This window comes from Achromobacter xylosoxidans A8 (genome assembly GCF_000165835.1).
GTDB classification, from domain to species: domain Bacteria; phylum Pseudomonadota; class Gammaproteobacteria; order Burkholderiales; family Burkholderiaceae_B; genus Achromobacter; species Achromobacter xylosoxidans_B.
Genome location: NC_014640.1, coordinates 6,287,223 through 6,311,620, shown reverse-complemented (window position 1 = coordinate 6,311,620; position 24,398 = coordinate 6,287,223). Strand labels below are relative to the sequence as shown.

Annotated in this window: 22 protein-coding genes and 1 tRNA gene; 9 read left to right on the top strand and 14 right to left on the bottom strand. The window is 65.3% G+C overall.

Features of this window, described 5'->3' with window-relative positions; translation table 11 throughout:
- Positions 1-5: 5 nt before the first annotated feature.
- Complete coding sequence (locus tag AXYL_RS29035) at positions 6-941, bottom strand: 3-keto-5-aminohexanoate cleavage protein (RefSeq protein ID WP_013396458.1); 936 nt, start codon at positions 939-941, stop codon at positions 6-8.
- Positions 942-1,279: 338 nt separating this feature from the next.
- Between AXYL_RS29035 and AXYL_RS29030 the strand changes: the two genes are divergently transcribed.
- The 4 genes from AXYL_RS29030 (at position 1,280) to AXYL_RS29015 (ending at position 5,549) form a co-directional block, all read left to right on the top strand.
- A complete protein-coding gene (locus AXYL_RS29030; RefSeq protein WP_013396457.1) occupies positions 1,280-2,788 on the top strand; it encodes a xylulokinase in 1,509 nt (502 codons plus the stop codon).
- Between the two features lie 84 nt (positions 2,789-2,872).
- On the top strand, positions 2,873-3,814 hold the full coding sequence (locus AXYL_RS29025) for an ABC transporter permease (RefSeq protein WP_013396456.1): 942 nt from the start codon (positions 2,873-2,875) through the stop codon (positions 3,812-3,814).
- 19 nt (positions 3,815-3,833) lie between these two features.
- Positions 3,834-4,796, top strand: coding sequence for a sugar ABC transporter substrate-binding protein (locus AXYL_RS29020; RefSeq protein WP_013396455.1), 963 nt, complete (start codon positions 3,834-3,836; stop codon positions 4,794-4,796).
- Positions 4,797-4,808: 12 nt separating this feature from the next.
- On the top strand, positions 4,809-5,549 hold the full coding sequence (locus AXYL_RS29015) for an ATP-binding cassette domain-containing protein (RefSeq protein ID WP_013396454.1): 741 nt from the start codon (positions 4,809-4,811) through the stop codon (positions 5,547-5,549).
- Between the two features lie 82 nt (positions 5,550-5,631).
- Here AXYL_RS29015 and AXYL_RS29010 read toward each other — a convergent pair whose 3' ends face one another.
- The 3 genes from AXYL_RS29010 to AXYL_RS29000 all read right to left on the bottom strand — a co-directional run bounded on the left by AXYL_RS29010 (position 5,632) and on the right by AXYL_RS29000 (position 8,506).
- Positions 5,632-5,913, bottom strand: a complete 282-nt coding sequence (locus AXYL_RS29010) for a peptidylprolyl isomerase (RefSeq protein ID WP_006385706.1) — start codon at positions 5,911-5,913, stop codon at positions 5,632-5,634.
- A gap of 161 nt (positions 5,914-6,074) precedes the next feature.
- Positions 6,075-7,520, bottom strand: a complete 1,446-nt coding sequence (locus AXYL_RS29005) for a M81 family metallopeptidase (protein ID WP_013396453.1) — start codon at positions 7,518-7,520, stop codon at positions 6,075-6,077.
- Positions 7,521-7,531: 11 nt separating this feature from the next.
- Positions 7,532-8,506: a tripartite tricarboxylate transporter substrate binding protein gene (locus tag AXYL_RS29000; RefSeq protein ID WP_013396452.1), complete on the bottom strand. Its 975-nt coding sequence runs from the start codon at positions 8,504-8,506 to the stop codon at positions 7,532-7,534.
- A 192-nt stretch (positions 8,507-8,698) separates the two neighbouring features.
- Here AXYL_RS29000 and AXYL_RS28995 point away from each other — a divergent pair, with 192 nt between their 5' ends.
- Positions 8,699-9,619 carry a LysR family transcriptional regulator gene (locus AXYL_RS28995; RefSeq protein WP_013396451.1) on the top strand — a complete coding sequence of 307 codons (921 nt, stop codon included), beginning with the start codon at positions 8,699-8,701 and terminating at the stop codon, positions 9,617-9,619.
- Between the two features lie 32 nt (positions 9,620-9,651).
- On the opposite strand, the gene AXYL_RS28990 is transcribed toward AXYL_RS28995, so the two are convergent.
- Positions 9,652-10,668 carry an amino acid ABC transporter substrate-binding protein gene (locus tag AXYL_RS28990; protein ID WP_013396450.1) on the bottom strand — a complete coding sequence of 339 codons (1,017 nt, stop codon included), beginning with the start codon at positions 10,666-10,668 and terminating at the stop codon, positions 9,652-9,654.
- 140 nt (positions 10,669-10,808) lie between these two features.
- Between AXYL_RS28990 and AXYL_RS28985 the strand changes: the two genes are divergently transcribed.
- A complete protein-coding gene (locus tag AXYL_RS28985; protein WP_013396449.1) occupies positions 10,809-11,933 on the top strand; it encodes an FUSC family protein in 1,125 nt (374 codons plus the stop codon).
- A gap of 7 nt (positions 11,934-11,940) precedes the next feature.
- On the opposite strand, the gene AXYL_RS28980 is transcribed toward AXYL_RS28985, so the two are convergent.
- Genes AXYL_RS28980 through AXYL_RS28960 form a run of 5 tightly spaced genes read right to left on the bottom strand, consistent with a single transcriptional unit; the run spans position 11,941 to position 17,639 of the window.
- A complete protein-coding gene (locus tag AXYL_RS28980; protein WP_013396448.1) occupies positions 11,941-12,789 on the bottom strand; it encodes a DMT family transporter in 849 nt (282 codons plus the stop codon).
- 46 nt (positions 12,790-12,835) lie between these two features.
- Entirely contained in the window at positions 12,836-14,383 is a 1,548-nt protein-coding gene (locus AXYL_RS28975; RefSeq protein WP_013396447.1) for a TolC family protein, read from the bottom strand.
- Positions 14,370-16,328 (bottom strand): FUSC family protein, encoded by a 1,959-nt coding sequence (locus AXYL_RS28970; RefSeq protein WP_013396446.1) that lies wholly within the window; start codon positions 16,326-16,328, stop codon positions 14,370-14,372. The genes AXYL_RS28975 and AXYL_RS28970 overlap by 14 nt, the downstream gene beginning before the upstream one ends.
- Positions 16,309-17,358, bottom strand: a complete 1,050-nt coding sequence (gene mdtN / locus AXYL_RS28965) for a multidrug transporter subunit MdtN (RefSeq protein ID WP_013396445.1) — start codon at positions 17,356-17,358, stop codon at positions 16,309-16,311. Before mdtN ends, AXYL_RS28970 begins: the two co-directional genes overlap by 20 nt.
- A gap of 5 nt (positions 17,359-17,363) precedes the next feature.
- Positions 17,364-17,639, bottom strand: coding sequence for a hypothetical protein (locus tag AXYL_RS28960; RefSeq protein WP_013396444.1), 276 nt, complete (start codon positions 17,637-17,639; stop codon positions 17,364-17,366).
- Between the two features lie 301 nt (positions 17,640-17,940).
- On the opposite strand from AXYL_RS28960, the gene AXYL_RS28955 reads away from it, so the two are divergent.
- The gene (locus tag AXYL_RS28955; RefSeq protein WP_013396443.1) at positions 17,941-18,780 is read left to right on the top strand and encodes a DUF3800 domain-containing protein; all 840 of its coding nucleotides are present in this window, start codon (positions 17,941-17,943) and stop codon (positions 18,778-18,780) included.
- 196 nt (positions 18,781-18,976) lie between these two features.
- Here the strand turns inward: AXYL_RS28955 and AXYL_RS28950 are convergent, their stop codons facing one another.
- The gene (locus AXYL_RS28950) at positions 18,977-19,885 is read right to left on the bottom strand and encodes a LysR family transcriptional regulator (protein WP_013396442.1); all 909 of its coding nucleotides are present in this window, start codon (positions 19,883-19,885) and stop codon (positions 18,977-18,979) included.
- Between the two features lie 96 nt (positions 19,886-19,981).
- Between AXYL_RS28950 and gstA the strand changes: the two genes are divergently transcribed.
- Together gstA and AXYL_RS28940 are read left to right on the top strand one after the other, a co-directional pair.
- On the top strand, positions 19,982-20,596 hold the full coding sequence (gstA, locus tag AXYL_RS28945; RefSeq protein WP_013396441.1) for a glutathione transferase GstA: 615 nt from the start codon (positions 19,982-19,984) through the stop codon (positions 20,594-20,596).
- A gap of 114 nt (positions 20,597-20,710) precedes the next feature.
- The gene (locus AXYL_RS28940) at positions 20,711-21,700 is read left to right on the top strand and encodes a tripartite tricarboxylate transporter substrate binding protein (RefSeq protein ID WP_013396440.1); all 990 of its coding nucleotides are present in this window, start codon (positions 20,711-20,713) and stop codon (positions 21,698-21,700) included.
- An 83-nt stretch (positions 21,701-21,783) separates the two neighbouring features.
- Here AXYL_RS28940 and AXYL_RS28935 read toward each other — a convergent pair whose 3' ends face one another.
- The 3 genes from AXYL_RS28935 to AXYL_RS28925 all read right to left on the bottom strand — a co-directional run bounded on the left by AXYL_RS28935 (position 21,784) and on the right by AXYL_RS28925 (position 24,309).
- Positions 21,784-22,413, bottom strand: a complete 630-nt coding sequence (locus AXYL_RS28935; RefSeq protein WP_013396439.1) for an HAD family hydrolase — start codon at positions 22,411-22,413, stop codon at positions 21,784-21,786.
- Positions 22,414-22,667: 254 nt separating this feature from the next.
- Positions 22,668-22,752, bottom strand: a tRNA-Leu gene (locus AXYL_RS28930).
- 168 nt (positions 22,753-22,920) lie between these two features.
- Positions 22,921-24,309 (bottom strand): uracil-xanthine permease family protein, encoded by a 1,389-nt coding sequence (locus AXYL_RS28925; protein WP_013396438.1) that lies wholly within the window; start codon positions 24,307-24,309, stop codon positions 22,921-22,923.
- Between the last annotated feature and the right edge of the window lie 89 nt (positions 24,310-24,398).

The following is a 24,398-nucleotide window of genomic DNA, read 5'->3' as shown; positions in this document are numbered from 1 at the left end:
TTTGGTCAGAACGCGACGTTGTCGCGGCCCTTCAGTTGCAGCGTCTCGCGCGCCTCGTCGGGCGTGGCGATTTGCAGTGACAGGTCTTCCAGGATGCGGCGGATCCGTCGCACCTGATCGGCGTTCGAGCGCGCCAGCTCGCCCGGCCCGTCCCACAGCGAATCCTCCAGCCCCACGCGCACATTGCCGCCCATGGTCGCCGCCATCGTCGCCAGCGGCGTCTGCTTGCGTCCGGCGGCAAGTACCGACCAGATGTAGTCGTTACCGAACAGCCGGTCAGCGGTGCGCTTCATCATCATCACGTCTTCGGGATGCGTGCCGATGCCGCCGCGTATGCCGAACACGGACTGGATCAGGAAGGGCGGCTTGAGCAGCTTGCGGTCCACGAAATGCGCCGCGGTGTACAGATGCCCGATGTCGTAGCACTCGATCTCGAAGCGCGTGCCGTTGTCGCCGCACGAGGTCAGGATATGTTCGATGTCCTTGAAGGTGTTCTTGAAGATCAGGTCGTTGCTGCCTTCCAGATAGGGGCGTTCCCAGGCGTGCTTGAATTCCTTGAAACGCTCCAGCAGCTCGTACATGCCGAAGTTCATCGAGCCCATGTTCAGCGATGCGACCTCGGGCTTGAATTGCAGCGCAGGCGCCATGCGATCGGCGATGGGCAGTACGGGAGAACCGCCAGTCGTGATGTTGATCACCACGTCCGAGCCATTCTTGATGCGCGGCAGGAACTGCGCGTACAACGCGGGATCCTGGGTAGGCTGCCCGGTATCGGGCTGGCGCGCATGCAGGTGCACGATGGCCGCGCCGGCCTGGGCGGCATCCAGCGCGGATTGCGCGATCTCATCGGGCGTGACGGGCAGATGCGGCGACATCGACGGCGTGTGGACCGATCCGGTGATGGCGCAGGTGATGATGACCTTGTTCCTGGACTGTTTCATGGGCCTCGGGCTGCGCGCTTGCGCATGCGGTTCTAGTGGTTTTCATGGCCCCGGCTGTCTCCTCCGGGTGTGGGCCATTCTGTCCCAGGGCCGCGGCCCGTGTCACCTGAACAGAAATAATCAATTGATAGGATTTCCGGTGCTGCGGTGCAGCGACGAAGGGGGCCGGCGCTGCGCGGGATTCCTGACAGGACTACAATTTGCCTATGCCGGAACGCCCGTTCCGACGGCCATCCGATCACGCAGAAGTCGCCTCCCATGCTTGATATCCAGACCCTCCGCCCGCTGCGGGCCATGCAGCCCGGGCGCGGCCAGATCCGCCTGATACAGGTGCCGGCATGAGCTACGTCCTGGCGGTGGATCTCGGCGGCACGCGCTTTCGCGCCGCATTGGTGGACGCGCGCGGCGGCATCGCGCATTCCTGTTTCATCGACAGCCCGGCGCGCGCCAGCCTTGCCGCTCAACCCGGCTGGGACGAGATCGACGCCGATGCCTGGTGGGGCGGCCTGCAAGCCCTGGTCGATGCCCTGGCGGCGCAGTCAAACACGGCTTTCAACGCGGTGGAGGCTATTGCGATTTGCGGCGTCACGCGCACGCAGGTCTTCATCGACGCGCATGGCGCCGCCATCCGGCCCGCGATCACTTGGCGGGATACGCGCGCGGCGGCGGACGTAGGCGCGTGGCTCGCGTCCATGCCGTCTGCCCATCCCGAACATGCGCAGATCAACGCCTTTCATCCTTGGGCGCGCGTGGCATGGCTGCTGCGCGCCGAGCCTCAGAATGCGGCTCGGGTGCGAGTGGTTCTGGAACCCAAGGATTATCTGAATTTCCGCCTGACCGGACGCGCCGTGAGTGACAGCGTGTCGATGGCGCGGCTGGCGGCGGCCGCGACGGCCGGGCCCGATTGCGCCGATCTGCTGACGGCGGCGGGCGCCAATCCGGCCTGGGTGCCGCGCCTGCTCGATCCGCTGGAGGTCGTAGGCACGGTGCAAGCGGGCCTGCCGGGCGCGCTGGCGCGACTGTCTGGACGCCCTGTGGTGGCCTGCGCCAACGACACCTGGGCGGCCGTGGCCGGCCTGGGCGCCTTGCGGCCGGGCTATGCCTACAACATCTCCGGTACCACCGAAGTCTTCGGTGCCGTGGGCGCCGAGCCGGTGCAGGCGCAAGGCCTGATGACGGTGGATTGGGGCGGCGGCCATCACCAGATCGGCGGGCCTGGCCAGAACGGCGCTGATACGGTGGCGTGGCTCTTGCCCCTGTTGGGCCGCCTGGGCGACGAAGGCATGGCTGGCGTGGGCGAGGCCATGGACGCCTTGCTGGATGCGCCGCGCGACCCGCAGCCGGCCCTGTTCCTGCCCTATCTGCAGGGCGAACGGGTGCCTTACTGGGATCCGCACCTGCGCGGCGCCTTCCTCGGACTGAACCGCCGCCACGGCCCCGGCGACCTGGCCTGGGCCGTGCTGGAAGGCGTGGCCTTCCTCAACCGTATCGTGCTGGAACGCGCTGAAAGCGCGCTGGGCAGCCCCGTCGGAGAGATCCGCTTCGGCGGCGGCGCGGCGTCCAATGCCCAGTGGTGCCAGGTCAAGGCGGACATCTGCGAACGTCCGCTGGTGGTCGGCCAGGCCGAGCAGCCCGGGGTGCTCGGCGCGGCGGTTGCCGCGTGGACGGGCGTGGGGCGCTACGGCAGCTTCGCGGCCGCCCAGGACGCGCTGGTGCGCGTGGCGCAACGCTACGAGCCGCAAGCCGAGCGGGCCCATGCCTATCGCCGCATGTACCACCAGTTCCGCGCCGCGGAAGCCGCGCTGGCGCCGGTATCGCGCGCGCTGGCCGGCATCGACATGGGTTGATGGCCCGGGTATAAACTACGACGCCATCAGCGGGGCGCAGCCATGCGCCTGCATAACAAACAAAACGCAGCAAGGGTCGAGTCGATGCGCGGCATCCTGGAGAAGTACGGCACGGCAATCGCGGGATTGGTCCTGGTGGGCTTTTTCGCATTGGCGGCCCCGAATTTCGCGGCGCCCAACAATCTTCTGAACATCGCCAAGGAAACCAGTTTCCTGGCCATCATCGCCATCGGCTTCACGCTGGCGCTGGTCACGGCCGAACTGGATTTGTCCGTCGCCGACGTCGCCAGCCTGGCGGCCGTCGTCACCGGCGCCTTGGTGCATACCGGTCAGCCGGTGCTCCTGGCCATAGGCGCGGGCCTGGGCGTGGGCCTCTTGTGCGGGCTGGTGAATGGCGTCGCCGTCACGCGACTGCGCGTGCCTTCGCTTATCGCCACCCTGGGCATGGCCGCCATGGCGCGCGGCTTTGCCTTCATGCTGACCGATGGCGTGTCCTATGTGGGCCGCTGGCCCGCTGCCTTCACCGATCTGGCCCGTGGCAAGCCTTTCGGCATTCCCGCCCTGGTGCTGTGGATGCTGGGTACGGTCCTGCTCGCATTCTTCCTGGTCAAGTGGACCCGCACCGGCGCGCGCATGACAGCCACGGGCGAGGCCGGCGAATCCGCACGGCTGGCCGGCATCAACATCCGCGCCATGAAAAGCATAGGCCTGGCTTTGTCCGGCCTGTGCGCGGGCCTGGCGGCTGTGCTGCTCACGTCCAGCCTGTCGTCCGCCGCGCCCAATATGGCCGGCGACTACTTCCTGTATGCGATTGCCGCGGTGCTGCTGGGCATGACCATGTTCAATCCCGGCCACGCCAACATACCCGGCACGCTGGTTGCCGCGCTGATCCTCAAGGTGCTGGGCAACGGCCTGGTCCTCATGGGCGCGCCGTACTACGTGCAGGACATCGTCCTGGGCTTCATCATCATCGCGTCGGTCGCGGTGTCATCGGCCGTGCTGAAGAAAGCGGCTTTCAAATTCTGATCGGAAGGGGAAGATAACCATGCGTAAATCCTTGATGCGCAATCTGCTGTTGGCCGCGTTTTCCGTGCAGGCCCTGGCCATGGGCGCCGCCGCGCACGCCTTCGACGTGGGCGTGGTGGCGTTCCAGATGTCCTCGGAAACCCATGCCCGCGTTGCCAACGCCGCTGCCGAAGCCGCCCGTGCAAAAGGTTGGACGGTTACCCAGTTGAACGCTGAAGGGTCGCTACCCAAGCTGGCCGAACAGCTCGACACCCTGGTTAATAAGAAGGTCGACGCTATCGTCATCGCCATGGGCAAGCCCGTCGAAACCGATGCGCAGCTGCAAGCCGCCAAGGAAAAGGGCATTCCGGTAGTCGGCGTGATGTCGGGCGCCAGCCCCCACATGCTGTTCGACGTCGAGGTCAACGAATACGCCACCGGCGCCCAGTCCGTGCTGTACCTGCTGGGCAAGATGGGCTACCAAGGCAACATCCTGTCCGCCCGCTTCGACGGCAACTCCGGCACCCGCATCCGCGGCAAGATGCTGGACGCCGTCCTGACCGAAAACACCGCGGTCAAGGACCTGGCCAAGTTCAGCATGGCCCGCACCCAGAGCTGGCGCGACGACGTGCGCAACGGCATGCAGGCGCTGCTGCTGCGCCACCAGGGCCAGTTCAAAGGCATCTGGGCCTCGTTCGACGGCCAGGCCTATGTCATCGACGACCTGCTGCAGGCCCAGGGCATGAAGAAGGGCGACATCACCCTGGTGTCCGTCGACGGTAGCCCGGAAACCTACCGCCGCATCGCTGATCCCAACAGCCTCATCACCGCCACCATGATGATTCCCTTCGAGCAGATGGGCACCAAGGCCATCTACGCCATCGACCGCATCGTCGTGAAGAAGGAGCCCAGGGAAACCATCGCCGCCGGCCCCTACCTGTTCATGGACTCGGTCCTGGTCGACGCCAGCAACGTCCAGAAATTCCTGCAACCCGCCAAGTAAGAGCCCGCAGTCATGACCGCCGCGTTGTCGCTACGCCAGATCAAGAAATCCTACGGCGCCGTCGAAGCCCTGAAAGGCGTGGACCTGGACGTGCCTCAGGGCAAGGTCATGGCCATCTGTGGCGACAACGGCGCGGGCAAGTCCACGCTCATCCGCATCATCTCCGGCGCGCAGGAACCCAGCGGCGGCGCGATGAGCCTGAACGGCAAACAGGTCGTGTTCGGCTCGCCCCACGACGCCCTGGTGCAAGGCATCGCCACTATCTACCAGGATCTGGCGCTGGCTCCGCGCCTGTCGATCTGGGAGAACATTTTCATGGGCGCCGAACTGGTGCGCCGCGTGGGCCCGCTCAGCATCCTGGACAAGCGCCGCATGGCCCAGGACGCGCGCGGTTACTTGCAGCGCCTGTCCGTGCCCATCGACGACATGGACCGGCCCGTGGAACGCATGTCCGGCGGCCAGCGCCAGGCCGTCGCCATCGCCCGCGCCCTGCGCTGGGACGCCCGCGTCGTCATCATGGACGAACCCACCGCCGCGCTGGGCGTCAAGGAAACCGCGCTGGTGCTGAACCTGGTGCGCAAACTGCGCGAGGAAGGCCGCACCGTCATCCTCATCAGCCACAACATGGCCGACGTGGTGGCGCTTGCGGACCGGGTCGCGATCCTGAAGAGCGGCGCCAAAGTCATCGAGCGCGACGTGGCCGGACTGGACGCGGATGCGCTGGCGCATATGGTGATGACGGGCAAGGAATAGATTCTCCGCTCTAGGCTGAGCGGAAAAAAAGGCCGGCGCCAGATTCTCCTGGCGCCGGCCTTTTGACGTGCAGTGTAGGGACTTAGTCCTTGCGGCTGGTCACTTCAACCAGGTGGTAGCCGAATTGCGTCTTCACCGGGCCCTGGACTTCGCCGACCGGGGCGCTGAACACCACGGTGTCGAATTCCTTGACCATCTGACCCGGACCAAACGTACCCAGGTTGCCGCCGTCGCGCGAGGACGGGCAGCTGGAGTTTTCCTTGGCCAGCTGAGCAAAGTCGGCGCCGTTTTCGATGGCTGTCTTCAGTTCGTTAGCCTTGGCTTCGGTGGAGACGAGGATGTGACGGGCGGAGGCTTGTGCCATTTGGGGGCTCCTTGCGGACTTGAATTGGGGAGGGGGAGAGTAACGCATTCAGCGGACGGGCGCTGGATTGGCTAGGGTAACTCGCCGACGATGAACCGCTGGCGACTGTTGTGTATCCCTTCAATACAACAGGCCCGGATGCAGGTGCACCGCAAATTTTGTCACATATCAATCGGCCACTTTGGCCTTTGGATATGCTCGTACGCCAATCCCCTCAAATCCAACGCCGCCGACCCCGGCGCGTCCGCAAACACGACCTTCCGCGCCACCTTCGAGAACGAAGCCTGGAAGTGCTGCGCCGACTTCACCACGATCAGCGTCTTTTCCTCCAACCGGCATCCCAGCTGGGTGAAAACATCGGTATCCATGGCCTGGGCCCGCACCGTGATCAATACGATCTCGATGCCATCGGCCTCGACCAGCGCAGAATTCCCCACCACTGCTGGCGATCCGGACAACCCCGTCATGACCATGTCCGGCACCAGCGCCTTGACCGTGCACATCAGATCCAGAGGCTCTCCAGACAGCGGGCTGATCTTGCCCCCAATGCGCAAGGGCAAACGCGCGCCCACGCCGGCGCTGAAGGCGATGCGGACGGCGATCGGGTCCCACATGGGGCCTATCGCCACATTGCGCATGCCGCGTTCCAGCAGACGCCGCAGCAGGAAGGTTGAGTCCCCCGCACCGCCGCCGCCGGGATTGTCGGCCGCATCGGCAATGACGACAGGCGTTACGCCGTATGCCAGAGCCTGGTCGATGGCTACGTCCGGTTTGGGATAGACAGGCGTCAACACTTCGCGCATGCCTATCAGCTCGTCAGCCAGGCGCCGTGCGAGCTGCTGGGCGGCCTGGGTGTCGCCGTCGGCATAGACCAGCAGCTTGGTCCCCATGTCTGGCACGTCGCCCCAGGCGAAGCTGTGCACCACGGAAATGGAGAGGATGCCGTCTTTGCCCTCCAGCGCGCTAATGCGGTCGATGTAGCCGCGCGCCGGTTCCTGCGGCGTGCGGATGGTGACGACCATCCCGCAGTCAACGACGGCCGCGACGGGCGCGATGCGACGCTCGACGATGGCCGCGCAGAAGTCCACCAGTTCCAGCGCGCGTTCGCGTATGTCGGTGTGGGGATATTCCTTATACGCGACCAGCATGTCGGCGTTGGACACCATGGCCTCCGACAGGTGGCAGTGCGGATCCAGTTCCGCGCCCACCACGACTCCGGGGCCGACGATCTTGCGTATCCGCGTCAGCAGGTCGCCTTCGCAGTCTTCATAACCATCGGCCACCATGGCGCCGTGCAGGCCCAGCACCACCATGTCGACGGGCAGGGCCTGCTGCAGGTCGCGCAGCAGTTCATCACGCAGCGTTTCGTAAGCATGGCGGGTGGTGACGCCGCCGGGTTGGGCGCCGGCGGCCATGCCTTCGATCACGGTCCAGCCGTGTTGCGCGCCGCGCTGGCGCGCTGCCCACAGGGGTCCGCTGAAGATGGTCATCTCGGGAGGATGGGTGCCGGCGGGGTAATAGCCCCGGTCGGAAAAATCATCCAGCGAGGTGGGCAGCGGAGCGAACGTATTGGTCTCCGTGGACAGCGAACCGGTGAAAACGCGCATGGTACGAGTGCTTAGTCCGCGGTGGCGCCGGATGCCTTGACCACGTCGGCGTACTTGGCGATTTCGGAAGCGACGTGTTGGCGCAGCTCTTCAGTCGTGCCGCCGCCGGGCGTGGCGACCATGCCGGCGAGCTTTTCCTGGATTTCCTTCTCAGCCAGGATCGCGTTGACTTCCTTGTTCAGCTTTTCCACGATGCCCGCGGGCGTGCCGGCCGGCGTGAACAGCGCGTACCAGGACGTCATCTCGTAACCCTTGACGGTGGCGTCGATGGTGGGGATCTCGGGCGCGAAGGGCTGGACGGTAGCGCTGGTGACGCCCAGCGCGCGCAGCTTGCCGCCCTGGATGAGCTGCATGACGGAAGGCGCCGTATCGAACATCACCTGGATGCGGCCCGCCATCAGGTCGGTGAGGGCGGGCGCGCTGCCCTTGTACTGCACGTGCTCCATTTCCACGCCGGTCATCATCTTGAACAGTTCAGCCGACAGGCGGGTCGACGATCCTGCGCCGGACGAGGCGAAGAAGATATTCTTGGGGTTGGCCTTGGCGTAGGTGATGAACTCCTGCACGGTCTTGGCCGGCACGGTGTTGTTCACCACCATGATGTTGGGGAAGCGCGTCAGCAGCGCCACCGGCGCGAAGTCCTTCTGGAAGTCGAAGGACAGCTCCTTGTACAGCGACACGTTGATGGTGCTGGCGTTCGAGCCCAGCAGGATGGTGTAGCCGTCGTTGGGCGAGCGCGCCACGGTGGCGGCGGCGATGTTGCTGGCGGCGCCGGGGCGGTTCTCGACCACGAAGGTCTGACCCAGCTTGTCCGACAGGCGGCCGGCGATCAGCCGCGCCACGGCGTCGGACGAGCCGCCAGGCGCGTAGCCGACCACGACCTTGACGGGCTTGCTCGGGTAGGCGGCTTCCGGCGAGGCGAATGCGGCCTGTTGAGTGAACACGCTCAGGGTTGCGGCAGCGAGGATCGAAGCGAAGAGTTTCATGCTTTAAGGCTCGAAATGGGCGTTACCTCGCATTGCCGCCGCCGCTGGTTTCCAGCTTGCGGCTCGCAACCGAGCGGATTTGAAAGTACGCGCATTATTCGCAATCGCAGCCCTGTAAATCAATGTAAGCTGAGAGGAAGTTTGTTGCTAAAAAGGCAACGATTTGAAGAAATCGTAGAAAAGGGGACAAGCATGGACGGAGGTTTGAGCGCGCGGCGCCTGCAATACTTCTTCGAGGCGGTGACGACCGGGTCGGTGCGCGGCGCCGCCGAGCGCCTAGGTGTGGAGCCGTCCATCGTCAGCCGCCAGATCCAGCTGCTCGAAACGGAGCTGGGCGTGGCGCTGCTGGAGCGCAAGGGCCGCGGCATCGTGCCCACCGATATGGCGGCCATCGTGATGGATCATTGCCGCGACCGGCAGGCCAGCGAGCAGGCCCTGCGCGCCCGGCTGGACGAGGTCAACGGCTTGCAACGCGGCGATATCCAGATCGTCACCAGCGAGGGATTCGTGGACATCCTGATGAGCGGCGTGGTGGACGAATTCTGCCGACAGCATCCCGGCGTGCGGGTATCGCTGAAGGTGGCAGGCGCTTCCGACGCGGTGCGCGCCGTGGTGCACGACGACGCACATATCGGCGTGGTGTTCGGCGCCCCGGCGGACCCCGGCATACGCGTGGTCCATACGCGCAACCATCCGCTGTGCGTGATCGCGTGGCCGGATCATCCGCTGGCGCGGCAACGCAAGCGGCCGACGCTGAAGGACGTGGCGAGCCATCCGATCGCGCTCATGGGGCCGGGGTTCGGCCTGCGCCAGTTGATTGAGATGGCCGAGCTCTCGGAGAACATCGTGCTGTCGCCCAGCTTCATTGCCAACTCGATCGTGACCTTGAAGCGTTATGTGGAAAGCCGCCTGGGCCTGACCTTCACGTCGGCGAATTCGGTGGTGAAGGAAGTCGCCAGAGGCGAACTGGTGGCGCTGCGCACCACCAATCCCATCTTCGAGGCGGCGCAGACGCGGCTGATCGTGCGCGCCAATCGGCCGCTGACCAGTGCGGCAAGAGGGATGCTGGGAAGAATCCAGGCATCGCCGTTGTTCCACGGCGCGAAGCCGTAGCGGGCGATGCCTGGCAAGGTCTTGCTGCGTGCTTAGCGCACCGGCCAGCCGTACATCAAGCCGCCATCGCGGTAAGAGGCGTTCAGGCCGCGCGGCAGCTTCAGCGGGCTGCTGGGGCCGAGGTTCTTCTCAAAGCTTTCGCCGTAGTTGCCGATATTCTTGATGATGTTGTAGGCCCACTTGTCATCCACTCCCAGGTTCTTGCCCATGCCCGGGGTCACGCCCAGCAGGCGCTGCACGTTGGGATTGGTGCTCTTGAGCATTTCATCGACGTTCTTGGAGGTGATGCCGTATTCCTCGGCTTCCAGCATGGCGAACAGAGTCCAGCGGACCACGTTGAACCATTGCTCGTCGCCCTGGCGGACCATGGGGCCCAGCGGCTCCTTGGAGAAGTTCTCCGGCAGGATGTCGTACTTTTCCGGGTTCTCCAGATTGCTGCGCGCCGCGGCCAGTTGCGATTTGTCGCCGGTAAAAGCATCGCAACGGCCCACCGCGAAGGCGCGGATGATCTCGTCCAGGCGTTCCACCACCACGGGCTTGAAGACGATGTTCTGCGAGCGGAACCAGTCGGCCAGGTTCAGTTCGGTGGTGGTGCCGGGCTGCACGCAAACCGTGGCGCCGTCCAGTTCCTTGGCGCTTTTCACGTTCAGGGACTTGTTCACCATGATGCCCTGGCTGTCGTAGTAGTTCACGGCCACGCCGATCAGGCCCAGCGTGGTGTCGCGGGTCAGCGAGAGCGTGGTGTTGCGGGGCAGGACGTCGACTTCGCCGGACTGCAGGGCGGTGAAGCGCTGCAGCGCGCTGACGGCCATGATCTTGGCCTTGGAGGCGTCGCCGAACATGGTGATGGCCAGCGCGCGGCACAGGTCCACGTCCAGGCCGATCCAGCCGCCCTTGCTGTCGTTCACCGAAAAGCCGGCGACGCCGGTGGACACGCCGCATTGGACGAAGCCCTTGCTCTTGACCGCCTCGAAAGTCGCGCCGGCGTGGGCGGTCAAGGACGAAATGAGTAAGGCGGTGCCTGCCGCGGCGAGTTTGAGTGCTTTCATGGATGTCTCCGCGCCGTACGGCGCATTTGTAGCGATCAGCCGAAGGCTGAGGTGCGGCGAATGGTAGCCAGCGGCATAAGGGGGGAGAATCAGGGAATTCCCGTTAAATCCGTCGAGCGGAATTTTCCACAGGCCTGTCCATGAACAAGAACAAAGAACCCTCCGGGCGCGGCCCAGCTGCGTGGCGCGGGTACGCCTGGGCCAAGGCGCGGCTGCTGGGCGTGTGGCGCGAACTGATTCGGGTCAACGCCAGCGATAGGCCCTGGGAGATGCCCCTGGCCGCGGCTCTGTCTTCGGGGCTGCCCTTGCTGGTCGGCGCCTATTTCGGGCGTATGGATTACGGCCTGATGTCCAGCCTGGGCGGCATGGTGTTCCTGAGCCTGCCCAATTCCTCGTTGCAGCACCGCATGATGATGCTGCTGGCTGCGTCCTTCGGCATGGTGGCCTGCTATGCGGTGGGCGCGCTGACGCAGTTCTGGCCCACGGTAATGCTGTTGGCGCTGACCTTTATCGCCATGGTGGTGAACATGGTCTGCCGCTGCTACCGGCTGGGGCCGCCGGGCAGCCTGTTCTACATCATGGCAACCGCGATCGCGGCCTACACGCCGGGGAGCGTGCAGGAAATCCCCACGCGTGTCGGCATGGTGGCCCTGGGTAGTCTGGTCGCATGCCTGGTGGCGTTTGTGTACTCCCTGCACATGACGCGGGTCGCGCCGCCGCCGCCCGAAACCGCGCTGCCCAGGCCTACGTTCGATTTCGTGGTTTACGACTCCGTGATCATCGGCCTGTTCGTGGGCGTGTCCCTGCTGGTGGCCGAGCTGCTGCAATTGCCGCGGCCCTATTGGGTGCCTGTCAGCTGCCTGGCCATCATCCAGGGCGCCACCCTGATGGCAGCCTGGAACCGCCAGCTGCACCGTATCCTGGGTACCGCCGTGGGCCTGTGCGTGGCATGGGCCTTGTTGAGCCTGCCTCTGAACGTATGGACCCTGAGCCTGGTGATGATGGCGCTGTCGTTCGGCATAGAAACGCTGGTGGTGCGCCACTATGCCAGCGCTGTGGTGCTGATTACGCCGCTGACGATCTTTCTGGCTGAGGCGCCGCACCTGGGCCAGGGCTATCCTGCGGCCGTCATCGAGGCGCGCTTCCTGGATACGGTGGTCGGTGCGTTTATCGGCGCCGTGGGTGCCGTGCTGCTGCATAACCAGCGCATCCGGCCGCGCTTGTCGCGCTGGATGCGGGCGGTGCTGCCCAAGCGCGTGAATTGAAGGGCCGTCAAGCCGGCCGCTTTTTAACCAGCACCACCAGCGCGATGCCCAGCAGTATCAGCGCCGAGGCGGCGATCAGGATGCCGGTCACGGGTTCATCCAGGAACAGGGTCCCGCCGAACGCCGTGAGCACTGGCACGCTGAGCTGCACGGTGGCGGCGTGGGTGACTTTCAGGCCCTTGAGCGCCGCGTACCAGAGGACATAGCCCAGGCCCGAGGTCACCGCGCCGGACGCCACGGCGTATGCCACCCCCGCAGCGTCGTAGCCCACGCGCGAGGTCAGGGCATGCAGCAGGAACAGCACCAGGGCGACGGGTGTGGCGCGGATGAAATTTCCTGCCGTTGCCGACGCCGCATCCTTGGCGCCGCGGCCCAGCAATGAATAGGCGCCCCAGGCAATGCCTGCCACGATCATCAGCAAGGCATGCAACAACGGCGGCGCGCTGACACCGGGCAGCATCAGGATGACCAAGCCGGCCGCCGCCAGGCCTATGCCCAGGCTCTGCGTGATGCTCAGTCTTTCGCCGATGAAGAGCCCGTACAGAATCATGCTGATTTGGATCGACGCGAACAGCAGCAAGGCGCCCGTGCCGGCGGGGATTTGCGTGTAGGCATAGGAGAATGCCAGGGCATAGGCCAGCAACGCAAACGCCCCATGCCAATTGCCTTCCACACGCCCGGCGGGCTTGCGCAGCCGCAACACCAGCCACAGCACCAGCGCGCCGGACCCGATGCGGATGGCGACGAAGGTGGCGGGATCGATCGCGGTCTGCTTGAGCGCGAGGCGGCACAGCAGCGAGTTGCCGGCGAAGGCCAGCATCGAGAGCACGGTCAGCGCGAGGAGGCGGGGCGTCATGGCGTGGGAGCCGGGTGGCGGTGCGATGGCATTGCAGGCCTGTGGTTCAGCGTTCGTCCGGCAGCGCTACCCTGCCGGTCGCGACGGCCAGCACGGTCGCGGCCGAGCGGGCATTGCTCAGGCTGTCGGCATAGGCGTTCTGCGCCGCCAGCATTTGGCTCTGCGCCAGGGTGACGTCGATCAGGGAGCCTATGCCGTGGCGGTAGGAGGCCAGTGCGGCGTCGTAGGTGGTGCGGCCGGCCTTGAGCAATGAGGCGGCAGCCTCGTTCGCGGCGATACCGGAGCGCAGGGCGTTCTGGGCCGCGACGATCTGGCGCGTCGCCTCCTGCTTGGCGCGGCTGAGACGTTCGCCGGCGCTGGCGGCGTCGTTCTGTGCCTGCATCCGGATCGCGGACCGCATGCCGCCGTCATACAAGGGCAGCGTGACGCCCAGGAAGACGTTGGAGCCGGAGCGGTTGCCGTCCAGATTGACGGTCGCGGCCTGTTGGCCCAGGGCGGGCACGGCAGTGATGGAGGAACGGCCGGAGGCGTAGGACGTGGACGCCGACACGAAGACCTTGGGCAGGAAATCCGAGTCGGCGGCGCGGGCCTTGGCCTGTTCGGCCCGCTCCGCCGCGTAGGCGGCGAGCACGTCGGGGCGGCGCACCAGGGCGTCGGCGATGATCTGTTCCACGGGCTGGCTCAGCCCGGGGTTCAGGGGGCGGTCGGCTTGCGCGGCGATGCGGGGCTTGGACAGGGGCGAGATGCCCATGGCGGTGATCAGCCCCAGATACGAGTCCTGTTCGACGCCTTCCGCGACCACGAGCCCAAGCCGGGCCTGTTCGCGGTTCTGCGTGGCCTGGGCCACTTCGACCACGGTGCCTTGTCCTTGCCGGTAGCGCGCGTTCGCGGCATCCAGCAGGGTGTTGGCGTTGATCTGGCCCTGGTGCGCATTCACCGTGCGCGAGCGCGACGCAATGTAGCCGTGGTACGCGACGCTGACTTCCTGGATGACCTGCTGGTGTATGGCGGTGAGCGCGATGTTGCTGGCGATGGAGGCCTGTTCGGCCGCCTGCACGCGGGCCTGCTTGCCGCCGAAATCGAACAGCAGCCATTGCAGCGACAGCACGGAGAGGGTGCCGTGGTTGTTGTTGTCGGCGCTCGATTCACCCAATGGGGTGTCGTTGGCCCAGCGGCCATGATTCCAGCCGGTGATCGCGCTGGCCGCCAACTGCGGCAGGTAGATGCTCTTGGCGATGCCCGCGGCCAGCGCCGTGTTGCGGGCGGTGTTCCAAGCAATGCGAGTGCGCGGGTTGGCGGATTGGGCCAGGTCGATGAGCTCGGGCAGCGAGTACTCGTGGCTGGCGTCGATCTCGGGGCTGGCGGGCAACGCGGCGACGCCGGCGTTGGGCGGCAGCGTATAAGAGGCATCCGGGCGGTCGGCCTGGCCGGGGCCTGGGACGATGGCGCCATCGGCGTTGGTGGACGGATTCCAGGGACGGTCCGGGCGCGGCGGGGCCAAGTCCAGAGACGAGGTGGCACAGCCCGCCAGGTTCAGCAGCAGGGCCAGCCCGAGCAGGCGGGCGGACAGGCGCGGCGTCTCAGGCTGGGGCATGGGCCGTGGATTCCTTGGCAGGGCGGGCAGGTGGGACGGGGGCGGCGCGCGCGGCTCTTGCGTCGATCAACAGCAGTAGCGCCGAAAGCGTCGTGTCGGTCCGCCGGGCGGGGCTGGGTGCCGGCGCGTATACGCCGGGGGAGCCCGCGCGGTTCAGGCGCGCCATCAGCGCGGGGTCGCCCGGGGCGCGACCGGCTGCCAGCGTCAGGGGCGCAGCGATGGCCGACAGTCTGGCCAGGGCATCGCGGCGGGAGTCCCGCCACTGATCGTCTGGTCGCACCCAGGACGGTTCGTGGACGGCCAGGGCGAGGTTCTGTGCGGCTTCGCGCCCAGCAGCCAGGGCCTCGGCTGCCAGGGCGTGGCGCTGATCGCCCGACGTTGCCACCGCATGCCATTGTTCGCGCAGTGCAGCCAGGGCCTGGTCCACGCGGGTGCCGATACTGACCGGCCAGATACGCGTGAAAACCAGGTAGACGACGATATTGCCCAGCAGAATGCCGATAGTGCGGTCGCGTGCGATGGTCAGGTCGAAACCCGGGCCGGGGCCTTGTATGACGCACAGGAAGAACGCGAAGGCGATCTGGAAGCCCGCGTAGGCGATCCGGGGCGGGCCGACCGCGATCCAGGCCGAGACGGCGGAGGCGGCGCCGACCAGCGCCAGCAGCGAGCCGACCGAGTCCATGTGCGGTACGAGGAACACCAGGGCGGCCGTGCCGGTTGCGGCGCCGATGAGGCAACCGATCAGGCGCAGGCGCAGCTTCTGCACGGTTTCTCCGGAGGTACCCAGCGACACGATGTAGCAGGTGATGAAGCAGGTGTGGATGCCGGGCCAGTCCAACAGGGTGTAAAGCAGGTAGCAGAACATGGCGGCGCCGGTGGTCTTCAGGGCATAGGCGATGTGTTCGGGATTGCTGCCGGCGTCGGGCAGGAAGAAACCGCCGCGCTGGGTCGGAGCGGTGGGGATGGCGTCGGGAACGGGTACGGCGTAGCCGGCGATAGCCTGGCACAGTTCGTCGTAGGCGGCCCGGGCGGCGAGAGACAGCGCGGTGGCGGAAGGCAGGTCCAGCTCTACGTCCACGGGATAGCCGCCTTGCTCCAGCATGTCCGCCATCTCGTCCAATGTGCGCGCAAGCGGGTGGGCCAGGGCGGGGGGCAGGCCTGGCCCGGTCTCGTCGCACAGCACGTCGATGGCGCCAAGGATGGCGATGCTGGAGACGGCGGCTTGGCGCAGCGCGGCCGCGTCGGCGCGGCTGGAACTGCCTTCCACGACCGACAGCTTCAGCCAGGTCAGGATCTGCTTGTTGCCTTCGTGCAGGACCCCGTCGAATTCGGAGTCTCCGGGCCCGGATTCGGTCAGGCGTTGAGCGCCTTGCCGCAGCCGGCGCGCCAGGCGGCCGCAGGCGAGGCGGCGCGGAGAAGGGGCGAGCACCACGCTGACGACGATGGCGAGGCTCACGGGAATCGCGACCATGAGCCAGGCATACAGGAGGATGCGCGTGCTGACCTCGCCTATCGGGACGCTGCCCATCATGTCTAGCCCAAAACCCACGATCATTGCCAGGATGGCGCCCACCGGCCGCAGCTTGCTGGCGGACGTCAGGTAGAGCAGGCCGATGGACAGCAGCGTCATGGCCGAGACGCGCAAGACCGGATAGTCGATGCTGGCTTGCGTCACCAGCAGGATCAGGCCTATCACCAGCGTGACCAGCACCAGCAGCGCCGTGGACAGCACGGCGCTGGTCACACGGTCGGGACGCAACAGGAAGAAGACCACGTAAACGGACAGCGCCGCCTCGGGCGTGCCGTAGGCGCTGGCGACCAGCGCGGTCAGCACGCAGATCACCGTCATGCGCAGCGTCATCTCGCCACGTCCGGGAAAAGGCGTCAGCAGCCGGCGTAGCGCGGCGAGACTCAGGGCGTTGGAATCAGCGGCAGGCCGGGCCATGGCGGACCTCGACCACGGCGCTGGCGCCCATGCGCACCAGCGTGGCTGGCGGCTCCTCCAATTGAACCCGGACCGGGAACCGCTGCGCAACGCGGACCCAGTTGACCGAGCGCTGCACCAGCGGCAACGCGTGCGGAATATTGATGCGCTCGCCGTCGAGCACGCCCGCGCCTATGCCCACCACCTTGCCTTGCATCGCCTGCGTGCGGTCGATCATGGAGTACACGGTGGCGCAGTCGCCTTCCGCGATCCGGGCCAGGTCGGTCTCGCGGAAGTTGGCGACCGCGAACCATTCGTCCGCCGCGACCAGCGTGAATAGGGACTGGCTGGGCGCGACCGTCTCGCCGGTCAGCACCGACAGACCCGTCACGTAGCCTTCGTGGGGCGCGCGCACCACCGTATCGTTGAGCGCATGGCGGGCGCGGGCGAGCGCAGCTTCGCGGGCTTGCACCGCGGCCTGGGCCTCGGCTTCGTCGCCGATCGCTTCGGCCGCGGCGGCTTGTTGCTGCCGGGCCTGCTTCAGGGACACTTCGGCGTCGCGCAGCGCGACCTGGGCCTGGTCGTATTGCTGCGTCGGCACGTAGCCCTGCGCCGCCAGCGGCGCCAGCCGTTTCTCCGTGCGTGCGGCCAGGCCATGATTGGCTTGAGCGCGGCGCAGCTGTTCGTCGGCCACGCTGGAATTCGCGCGTTCGACGATCAGCGTCCGGCGCCGGGTCTCCAGCGCCGCGCGGGCCATCGCCAGGTCCGCCTCGGCCTGGTTCACGGTCAGGCGGTAGGGCTCGGGGTCGATCTCGAAGAGCAGCTCGCCCTTGGCGACGCGCTGGTTCTCGCGCACGGGCAGTTTGACGAGGCGTCCGCCGACCGGCGTCGCCACATGGACCACGTCGGCGTCTATCGTGGCATCGTCGGTCGAGGGATAGTTGGAACTGCGACGGTAGGCAAAGGCCAGGGCGAAGATACCCAGCGCGATGATGACCAGGGCAATCAGGCGGCCGATGGCGGGTTGCTTGCGCTTGCCGGCAAGTTTCATCGCGCTTACCTCGTTCCCAGGGCCCAGAACAGCACTGCGACGATCAGGCCGATGGCGCTACAGACGGACAGCTGCAGGGGGATCCGGGCGTTCCACCCGGTGGCGACGAAAATACGATGGGCCGCCAACGCCGCCGCCACGCCGATCAGCGAGGCCAGCAGCCATTTGGGAAAGTACGCCCCGAAGATCACGTAGGGCGCGCCGCTGAGGCTGCATCCCTGCAGGGCCAGCAAGGCCGCCGCAGCGCCCGTGGCTCGAAGTAACGGCGGCTGATTCGGCATGGTGTCTTGGCACGTCGCCTGTGTCGGGGTACTGACGGCGAGAATAGCACCGTCTTGCTGTGCCGTTTAGGGGGTTGTTCCGGCTTGCGGTTGGGCGCGGCGGGTGCCGGCGCATGCTGTGGCTGGTATGACACATTGCCGGACCTCTCGGAGAAAGTGCTCAGGACGGTTCGCCTGGTTTGCGCGGGGTTCTGGCAAACGGCTTCGAAATCGGAGAGTGACGCATTTGTCACTGCGTCAGGATGCGTCCCGCACTGCTTGCGATGGAGAATGGCTTCTCCTCTGCTGCAATGTAAAACCTATGTCCCGTGAGTTGGTTCTCTACTGCGACGAGTCCGATATCTCGGGCAAGCACTTTTCGAACTTCTACGGCGGTGCGCTCGTCGAATCGCACCATCTGGACGAGGTCGTTGCGACCTTGGAGGCCAGGAAGGTTGAGCTCAACCTTGGGGCTGAGGTGAAGTGGCAGAAAATCAGCGAAGCTTACGCAGACAAATACATGGCGTTGTTGGATACGGTATTTCTACTGGTCCGCGAGGCAAAGCTGAAGCTGCGCGTCATGTTCACGCAAAATTACTTCGCGGCCAAAAACCTGACCCGCGAACAGCGTGAGAGGGCATTCTTCGTCTTGTATTACCAGTTTGTAAAGCACGCGTTCGGATTGCAGCACTCCGCCAATGGCCCTGGGATAACCCATTTGCGCATTTATTTCGACAAGCTGCCAGATAAGGCGGAAAAGTGTGCGGAGTTCAAGGACTATGTTGCGCGGCTCAACAAAAGCGCCGCTTTCAGAGAGGCAGGGATTCGTATCAGGCGTGACCAGCTTGCCGAAATCGACTCAAAGGAGCATGTGATTCTGCAAGCGCTGGATGTAGTGATGGGCGCTATGCAGTTCCGCCTCAACGACAAGCACTTGGAGAAGCCCGCGGGAGAGCGAGTGCGCGGCAAGAGAACCAGGGCGAAAGAGGCGGTATACAAGTTCGCCAACGCCCAAATACGGGGCATTTATCCGGGATTCAATATTGGGGTTAGCACAGGAGTGCAAGGGAACGCGGTAAACCGTTGGCGCCATGGCTATCGCCATTGGCTATTCATGCCTGCCGAAGTCGAAATCCGGCCGGAATATGCGAAAGGGAAATAGAAAAGCCCCGCGCCAGCTACATAAGTGTCCCAAGTGGAACTTGGGCGTTCGCTGAACGAAGGGCTGAGTGAAATTTACTTCAGCCGCCCGGAATCCGCAATGTGAGGCGTGGGAGGCCGCACCCTGCCTTCCGGGGCGGCGAATCGTACCAGGGCTTGATTTTGTTTGTGCTGCGACCTGCATCGGAACAAAGGCCTCAGCCGGCACGTGCTTTGGCGGCAGCTTTCGCGTTCACACCCAGGGCCGCATGCTGCCACAGCGCCCCGACTGCTGCGGATTGCCGCCCGGCGGTGGAGGGCACCAGTCCGAACTCCCGGCGCGCCGCCGGCGCTAGCGGCAAGGCCCGCAATTGGCGCATGTCCGAGGGCAGGGTGGACTCGGGAACCACCGCAACCCCCATGCCCTCTCGCACCAATGCGCAGGCGCTGGCCCAATCGCGGACCGTGACGCGGATGTCGTTGAGCTCCAGCTCGGCCTTGCGGGCCAGGCTCAGACCATTCACGGCGCAGCCGCCGGTCGCCAGAATGAATGGTTCATCGGCCAGCTCGGCCAATGCGACGCCCCGCGACGATGCGCGGCGGCTGAGCGCATGCGTGCCGGGCAGCAGCGCCATCCAGCGGTCGCGGCCCAGGATCAGGGCTTGCCTGTGCGTTGCGGGATTCATCACCACGCCCAGATCGATGGCGCCGCGCGATAGCCATTCCTCGACCTCTTCATCCGTACCCTCCAAGGCCACCACCTCGATGCCGGGGTGACGCTGCCGGAAGCCGTGCAGGAGAGGCGGCAGCAGCGTCGAGATGACAGAGGGAAAGCTGCCCAGCCGGATGCGGCCCTGGCTCAGTCCCTGGCTGTCGTCGGCCAGTGCGCGGATGGACTCCAGGTGAGACAGCATCGCGCGGGCGTGATCGATGACCTGTTCGCCCAGCGCCGTTACCGCCACTTCCTTGCGGGAGCGGGTGAACACCTGGAGTCCCAGCGACGCTTCCAGTTGCGCGATGGCCTGGCTGGCGCCGGATTGGGTAATGCCCACGCGCTCGGCGGCGCGGGAAATGTTGCCTGTGTCGGCCGTCGCGACCAGCAAGCGCCAATGTCCCAGGTTCAACATATTAAGTAGCTGAGCTAATGATGAGGAATTTGAGCATTAATTTTACCTGTGCACCGTGGCGCGAGAGACTGCCCTCTGTTGTTTCCCGGAGATGTCATGAAGCTCTACTACGCCCCGCATACCTGCTCGCTGTCGCCGCACATCGTCTTGCGCGAACTGGAATTGCCCTTCGAACTGGTCAAGGTGAACAACCAGACCAAGCAGACCGCGGACGGCCGCGATTTCCGCACGATCAACCCCAAGGGCTATGTCGCCGCGCTGGAGCTGGATGATGGCGATGTGCTCACTGAAGGACCGGCCATCGTTCAGTACCTGGCCGACCTGCGTCCTGGCATGCAGCTGGCGCCACCCAATGGCACGCGTGAACGCACGCGGCTGCAGGAGTGGCTGAACTTCCTAACCAGCGAGATCCACGCAGGATCGGCGCCCTTGTTTCAATCGGCCTTGCCCGAAGCCGCCAAGGCGCACTTCCGCGAACGGCTCTTCAAACGCTTCGATTACCTGGACGGCATCCTTGCCGAGAGCGGCTATTTGCTGGGCCAGCAGTTCAGCGTGGCGGATGCCTATCTGTTTACGGTGATGGGGTGGTGCCGGTTCTTCGCGATTGAGTTGGACCGTTGGCCGTTCCTGGCGGCGTATGTCGCTCGTATTGGGGAGCGTCCGGCTGTGCTGGCAGCGCTGAGGGCGGAAGCGCAGGCCGCCGCGTTTTGAATGAAGCGGCATGAAAGAAAGGCGCAAGACTGCAACTTCACTCGTTAAGTTGTAGTCTTGCGCCTTTCATCACATAACGTGGTCGCGCAGCGGCCGATCAAGGAGGAGAGAAATATGACGATGCTATCCGGCGCCAAACTGGGCAGGGCGGTATTGGGGATGACGCTGGCTGCCGTGGCGTTTGCCGCATCGGTTTCCAATGCGCACGCGGATGACTATCCTACGCAGCCGATCAAGCTGATCGTGCCCTTTGCCGCCGGAGGCGGCAATGACGGGATCGCGCGCCTGCTGGGTCAGTTGCTGTCCGATGGCCTGAAGCAGCCGGTGGTGGTGGAGAACCGCCCCGGCGCGGGCGGCAAGCTGGGCGTGGAGCAGGGCCTGAGGGCTGCGCCCGATGGCTACACCCTGACCTTGATTTCCAATAGCTATTCCGTCAACCCCAGCCTGTACAAGCTGCCGTTCGATCCGGTGGAGGACATGACGCCGATCGGCATGATCGCGCGCGCGCCTTTCTTCGTGTCGGTCAATCCTGGCGTGCCGGCGGACAACCTGGGCGATCTGGTGGCCCTGGCCAAGAAGAAACCGGGCGGGTTGACCTATGCCTCGTCCGGCACCGGCGGGATATCGCATCTGGCGATGGAGGCCTTCCTGAAGACGGCCGGTATCACCATGGTCCACATTCCCTACAAGGGGTCGGCGCCGGCGTTGACTGACACCGTCTCGGGCCAGGTCAACGTGATGCTGACCACGGCGGGCTCGACGCTGCCTTACCGCGAGGACAAGCGCCTGAAGGTGCTGGCAGTGACCTTGCCGCAGCGCGTGTCCTCGGCGCCGGATATCCCCACCGTGCGCGAGGCCGGTGTGCCGTACGACGTGACGGTGTGGTACGGCATCATCGCACCCAAGGGCGTGCCGGCACAAGTGCAGGCCAAGCTCAACGCGGCGATCAATGCGGCGGTTGTCATGCCCGAGATGGCTGATCGCCTCAAGGCCACCGGGGAAGCAGCAGCGCCGGGTAGCCCGCAGGATTTTCGCGATCAGATCGTGAAGGAGATTGCTTTGTGGGGTGAGGTGGTGCGCGAGGCGGGCGTGACTGTTAATTGATTGCCTCTGCCGCTTGGGCCCCGGCCCAGGCGGCAGGGGGGGGCCACACGACAATTTCACCCCGTTGACTCATAGGCTATTCATCAATAGCGAGCAGCCAGGATAGTCAGCACGTCATTCAGCGAATCCACCGATTCACTTGAACGCGTCGCCGTCGCGTGCCTGTCCAAGTGGTACCCATGCATGCCAAATTTCCGAGGCCCGACCATATCGGCTTCAATGGTGTCGCCGATCATAAGTATCTCTTCGGGCTGGCACGCAATACCATCGCAGAGGTATCGGTAGATTTCGGGCTGTGGCTTCACGGCGCCGGCTTCGTATGACCAGGCGCAAAAATCCGGTTGGACGGGCAGCAAATCCAGTACCGGAGGCCCATATGGCGCTGCGAGGTTGGAGCAAAGCGCTATTTTGATTCCTCGATCTTTCAAAGCGGAAAGAGTCGGGGCAGCATCAGCGAATAGCGTGATTGATTGGATTTCTTCAAGCAATTCGGCTTCCAGGGCGCGCATGTTCTCTTCGCTGACCATGCCGCCGAACAAGCTGGCTGTCTGTCTCAGGTCTATCGCATTGCTCATCGCCCGGACGCCGTCGTCGCTCTGGCGCCGGCGGCCCGCCTCATGCAGCAGGCGGACCAGCTTCCGGAACGGGCGGGTGGGCCGTTCTATGCGGACCAATGTTCCAAATACGTCGAATGCTACGGCCTTGATTGCCATCGAACCTCCGGCTTGTCAGAGTAGGCTTGCACAGCGCGGTCGGTGGTCGGAACCAACCTTGCTGCGAGGAAATTCTAGCGGCTGAATTTGGTCCAAGTCTCGCTATCGTCCGCCAGCTTGAGGCGTATACGTTGCACGTATTGGAGAGCGTCCGTTGCGCGTGGAGCGTTGAAATGAACACGTGCGTAGGCCGCGTGCGGCATTTCGCCATGAAAAAAGCCGTTGACGGCGAACGTCAACGGCTTTTTGAATTCTGGTGCCCGGGGCCGGAATCGAACCGGCACGCCTTGCGGCGGGGGATTTTGAGTCCCCTGCGTCTACCAATTTCACCACCCGGGCTAGGAGGTCGCGGACACGTCCAGATGACGGTCGCGGGAGAAGCGAAGACGGCGATTATATGCGGTCTTTCATAAATTGTCAGGCGGCCTTGGGACCGGACCTCTGTCAGGGAGCCGGTCCCACCCGCAGGCGGGGGCCAGAACCAGTTCCCTGAGGAGCCCGGCAGCCTTACCTTTTCTCAGGCAGGAACCAGTTCATCACCAGCGCGCAGATACCGCCGGTGGCCACGCCCGACTCCAGCACGCTCTTCACGGCATGGGGCAGGTGCGACAGGATTTCCGGCACTTGCGACACGCCCAGGCCCAGGGCCAGGGACACGGCGATGATGAGCAGCGCGCGGCGGTCCAGGTGGATGCCGGCCAGGATGTTGATGCCGGACGCGGCGACCGCGCCGAACATGACCATGGCGGCGCCGCCCAGCACGGGTTCGGGCACGGCCTGCAGGATGCCGGCCACGGCCGGGAACAGGCCCAGCAGGATCAGCATGCCGGCGATCCACACGCCGACGTGGCGGCTGGCGATGCCGGTCAGCTGGATCACGCCGTTGTTCTGCGCGAAGACCGAGCTGGGGAAGGTATTGAACACGCCGGCCAGGAGCGAGTTCGCGCCGTTGACCAGGACGCCGCCCTTGATGCGCTGCATCCACAGCGGGCCTTCGACGGGCTGCTTGGAGACCTTGCTGGTGGCGGTGACGTCGCCGATGGCTTCCAGCGACGTGACCAGGTAGATGATCAGCATGGGCACGAACAGCGCCCAGGAGAAGCCCAGGCCGAAGTGCAGCGGCGTGGGGATCTGGAACAGGGCGGCTTCGCGGGCGCCGGTGAAGTCCAGGCGGCCCATGTAGGCGGCGGCGATGTAGCCGACGGCCAAGGCCAGCACCAGGGCAGTGCTGCGCACCCACACGACCGGTACGCGGTTCAGCAGGATGATGGTGCCCAGGACCAGGCCGGACAGGGTCAGGTTCTCGGCGCTGGCGAAGGTGCCGTTGCCCATGGCGCTGTAGCCGCCACCCATGCTGATGAGGCCGACCTTGATCAGCGTCAGGCCGATGAGCAGCACCACGATGCCGGTGACCAGCGGGGTGATCAGGCGTTTGACGAAGGGCAGGATGCGGCTGATGCCCATTTCGACGAAGGAGCCGGCGATGACCACGCCGAAGATCGCGGCCATGACGGCTTCGACCGGGGTGCCTTGCTTGACCATGACCGAGCCGCCGGCGATCAGCGGGCCGACGAAGTTGAAGCTGGTGCCCTGCACGATCAGCAGTCCGGCGCCCAGGGGGCCGAAGCGCTTGCACTGGACGTAGGTGGCGATGCCGGAAATGACCAGCGACATGGACACGATCAGGGTGGTGTCGCGGCTGCTGACGCCCAGGGCCTGGCAGATCAGCAGGCCGGGGGTGACGATGGGAACCAGGATAGCCAGCAGGTGCTGCAGGGCGGCGACGAAGGCGACGGGAGGCGCGGGGCGATCGTCGGGACCGTAGACCAGGTCAGGGCTGGGGTCGGCGTCGGATGAGCCGTGGGGGGCGGGTTGGGTCAGGGAGGCGGGTTGCATGGCGGATGGGCCGGCCAGGGTCGGGGTAGGGGAGGAAAGTGCGGGATTTTAGCGGGGAAGGCTCCGCGGCGTCCGGGGACGGACCGGGA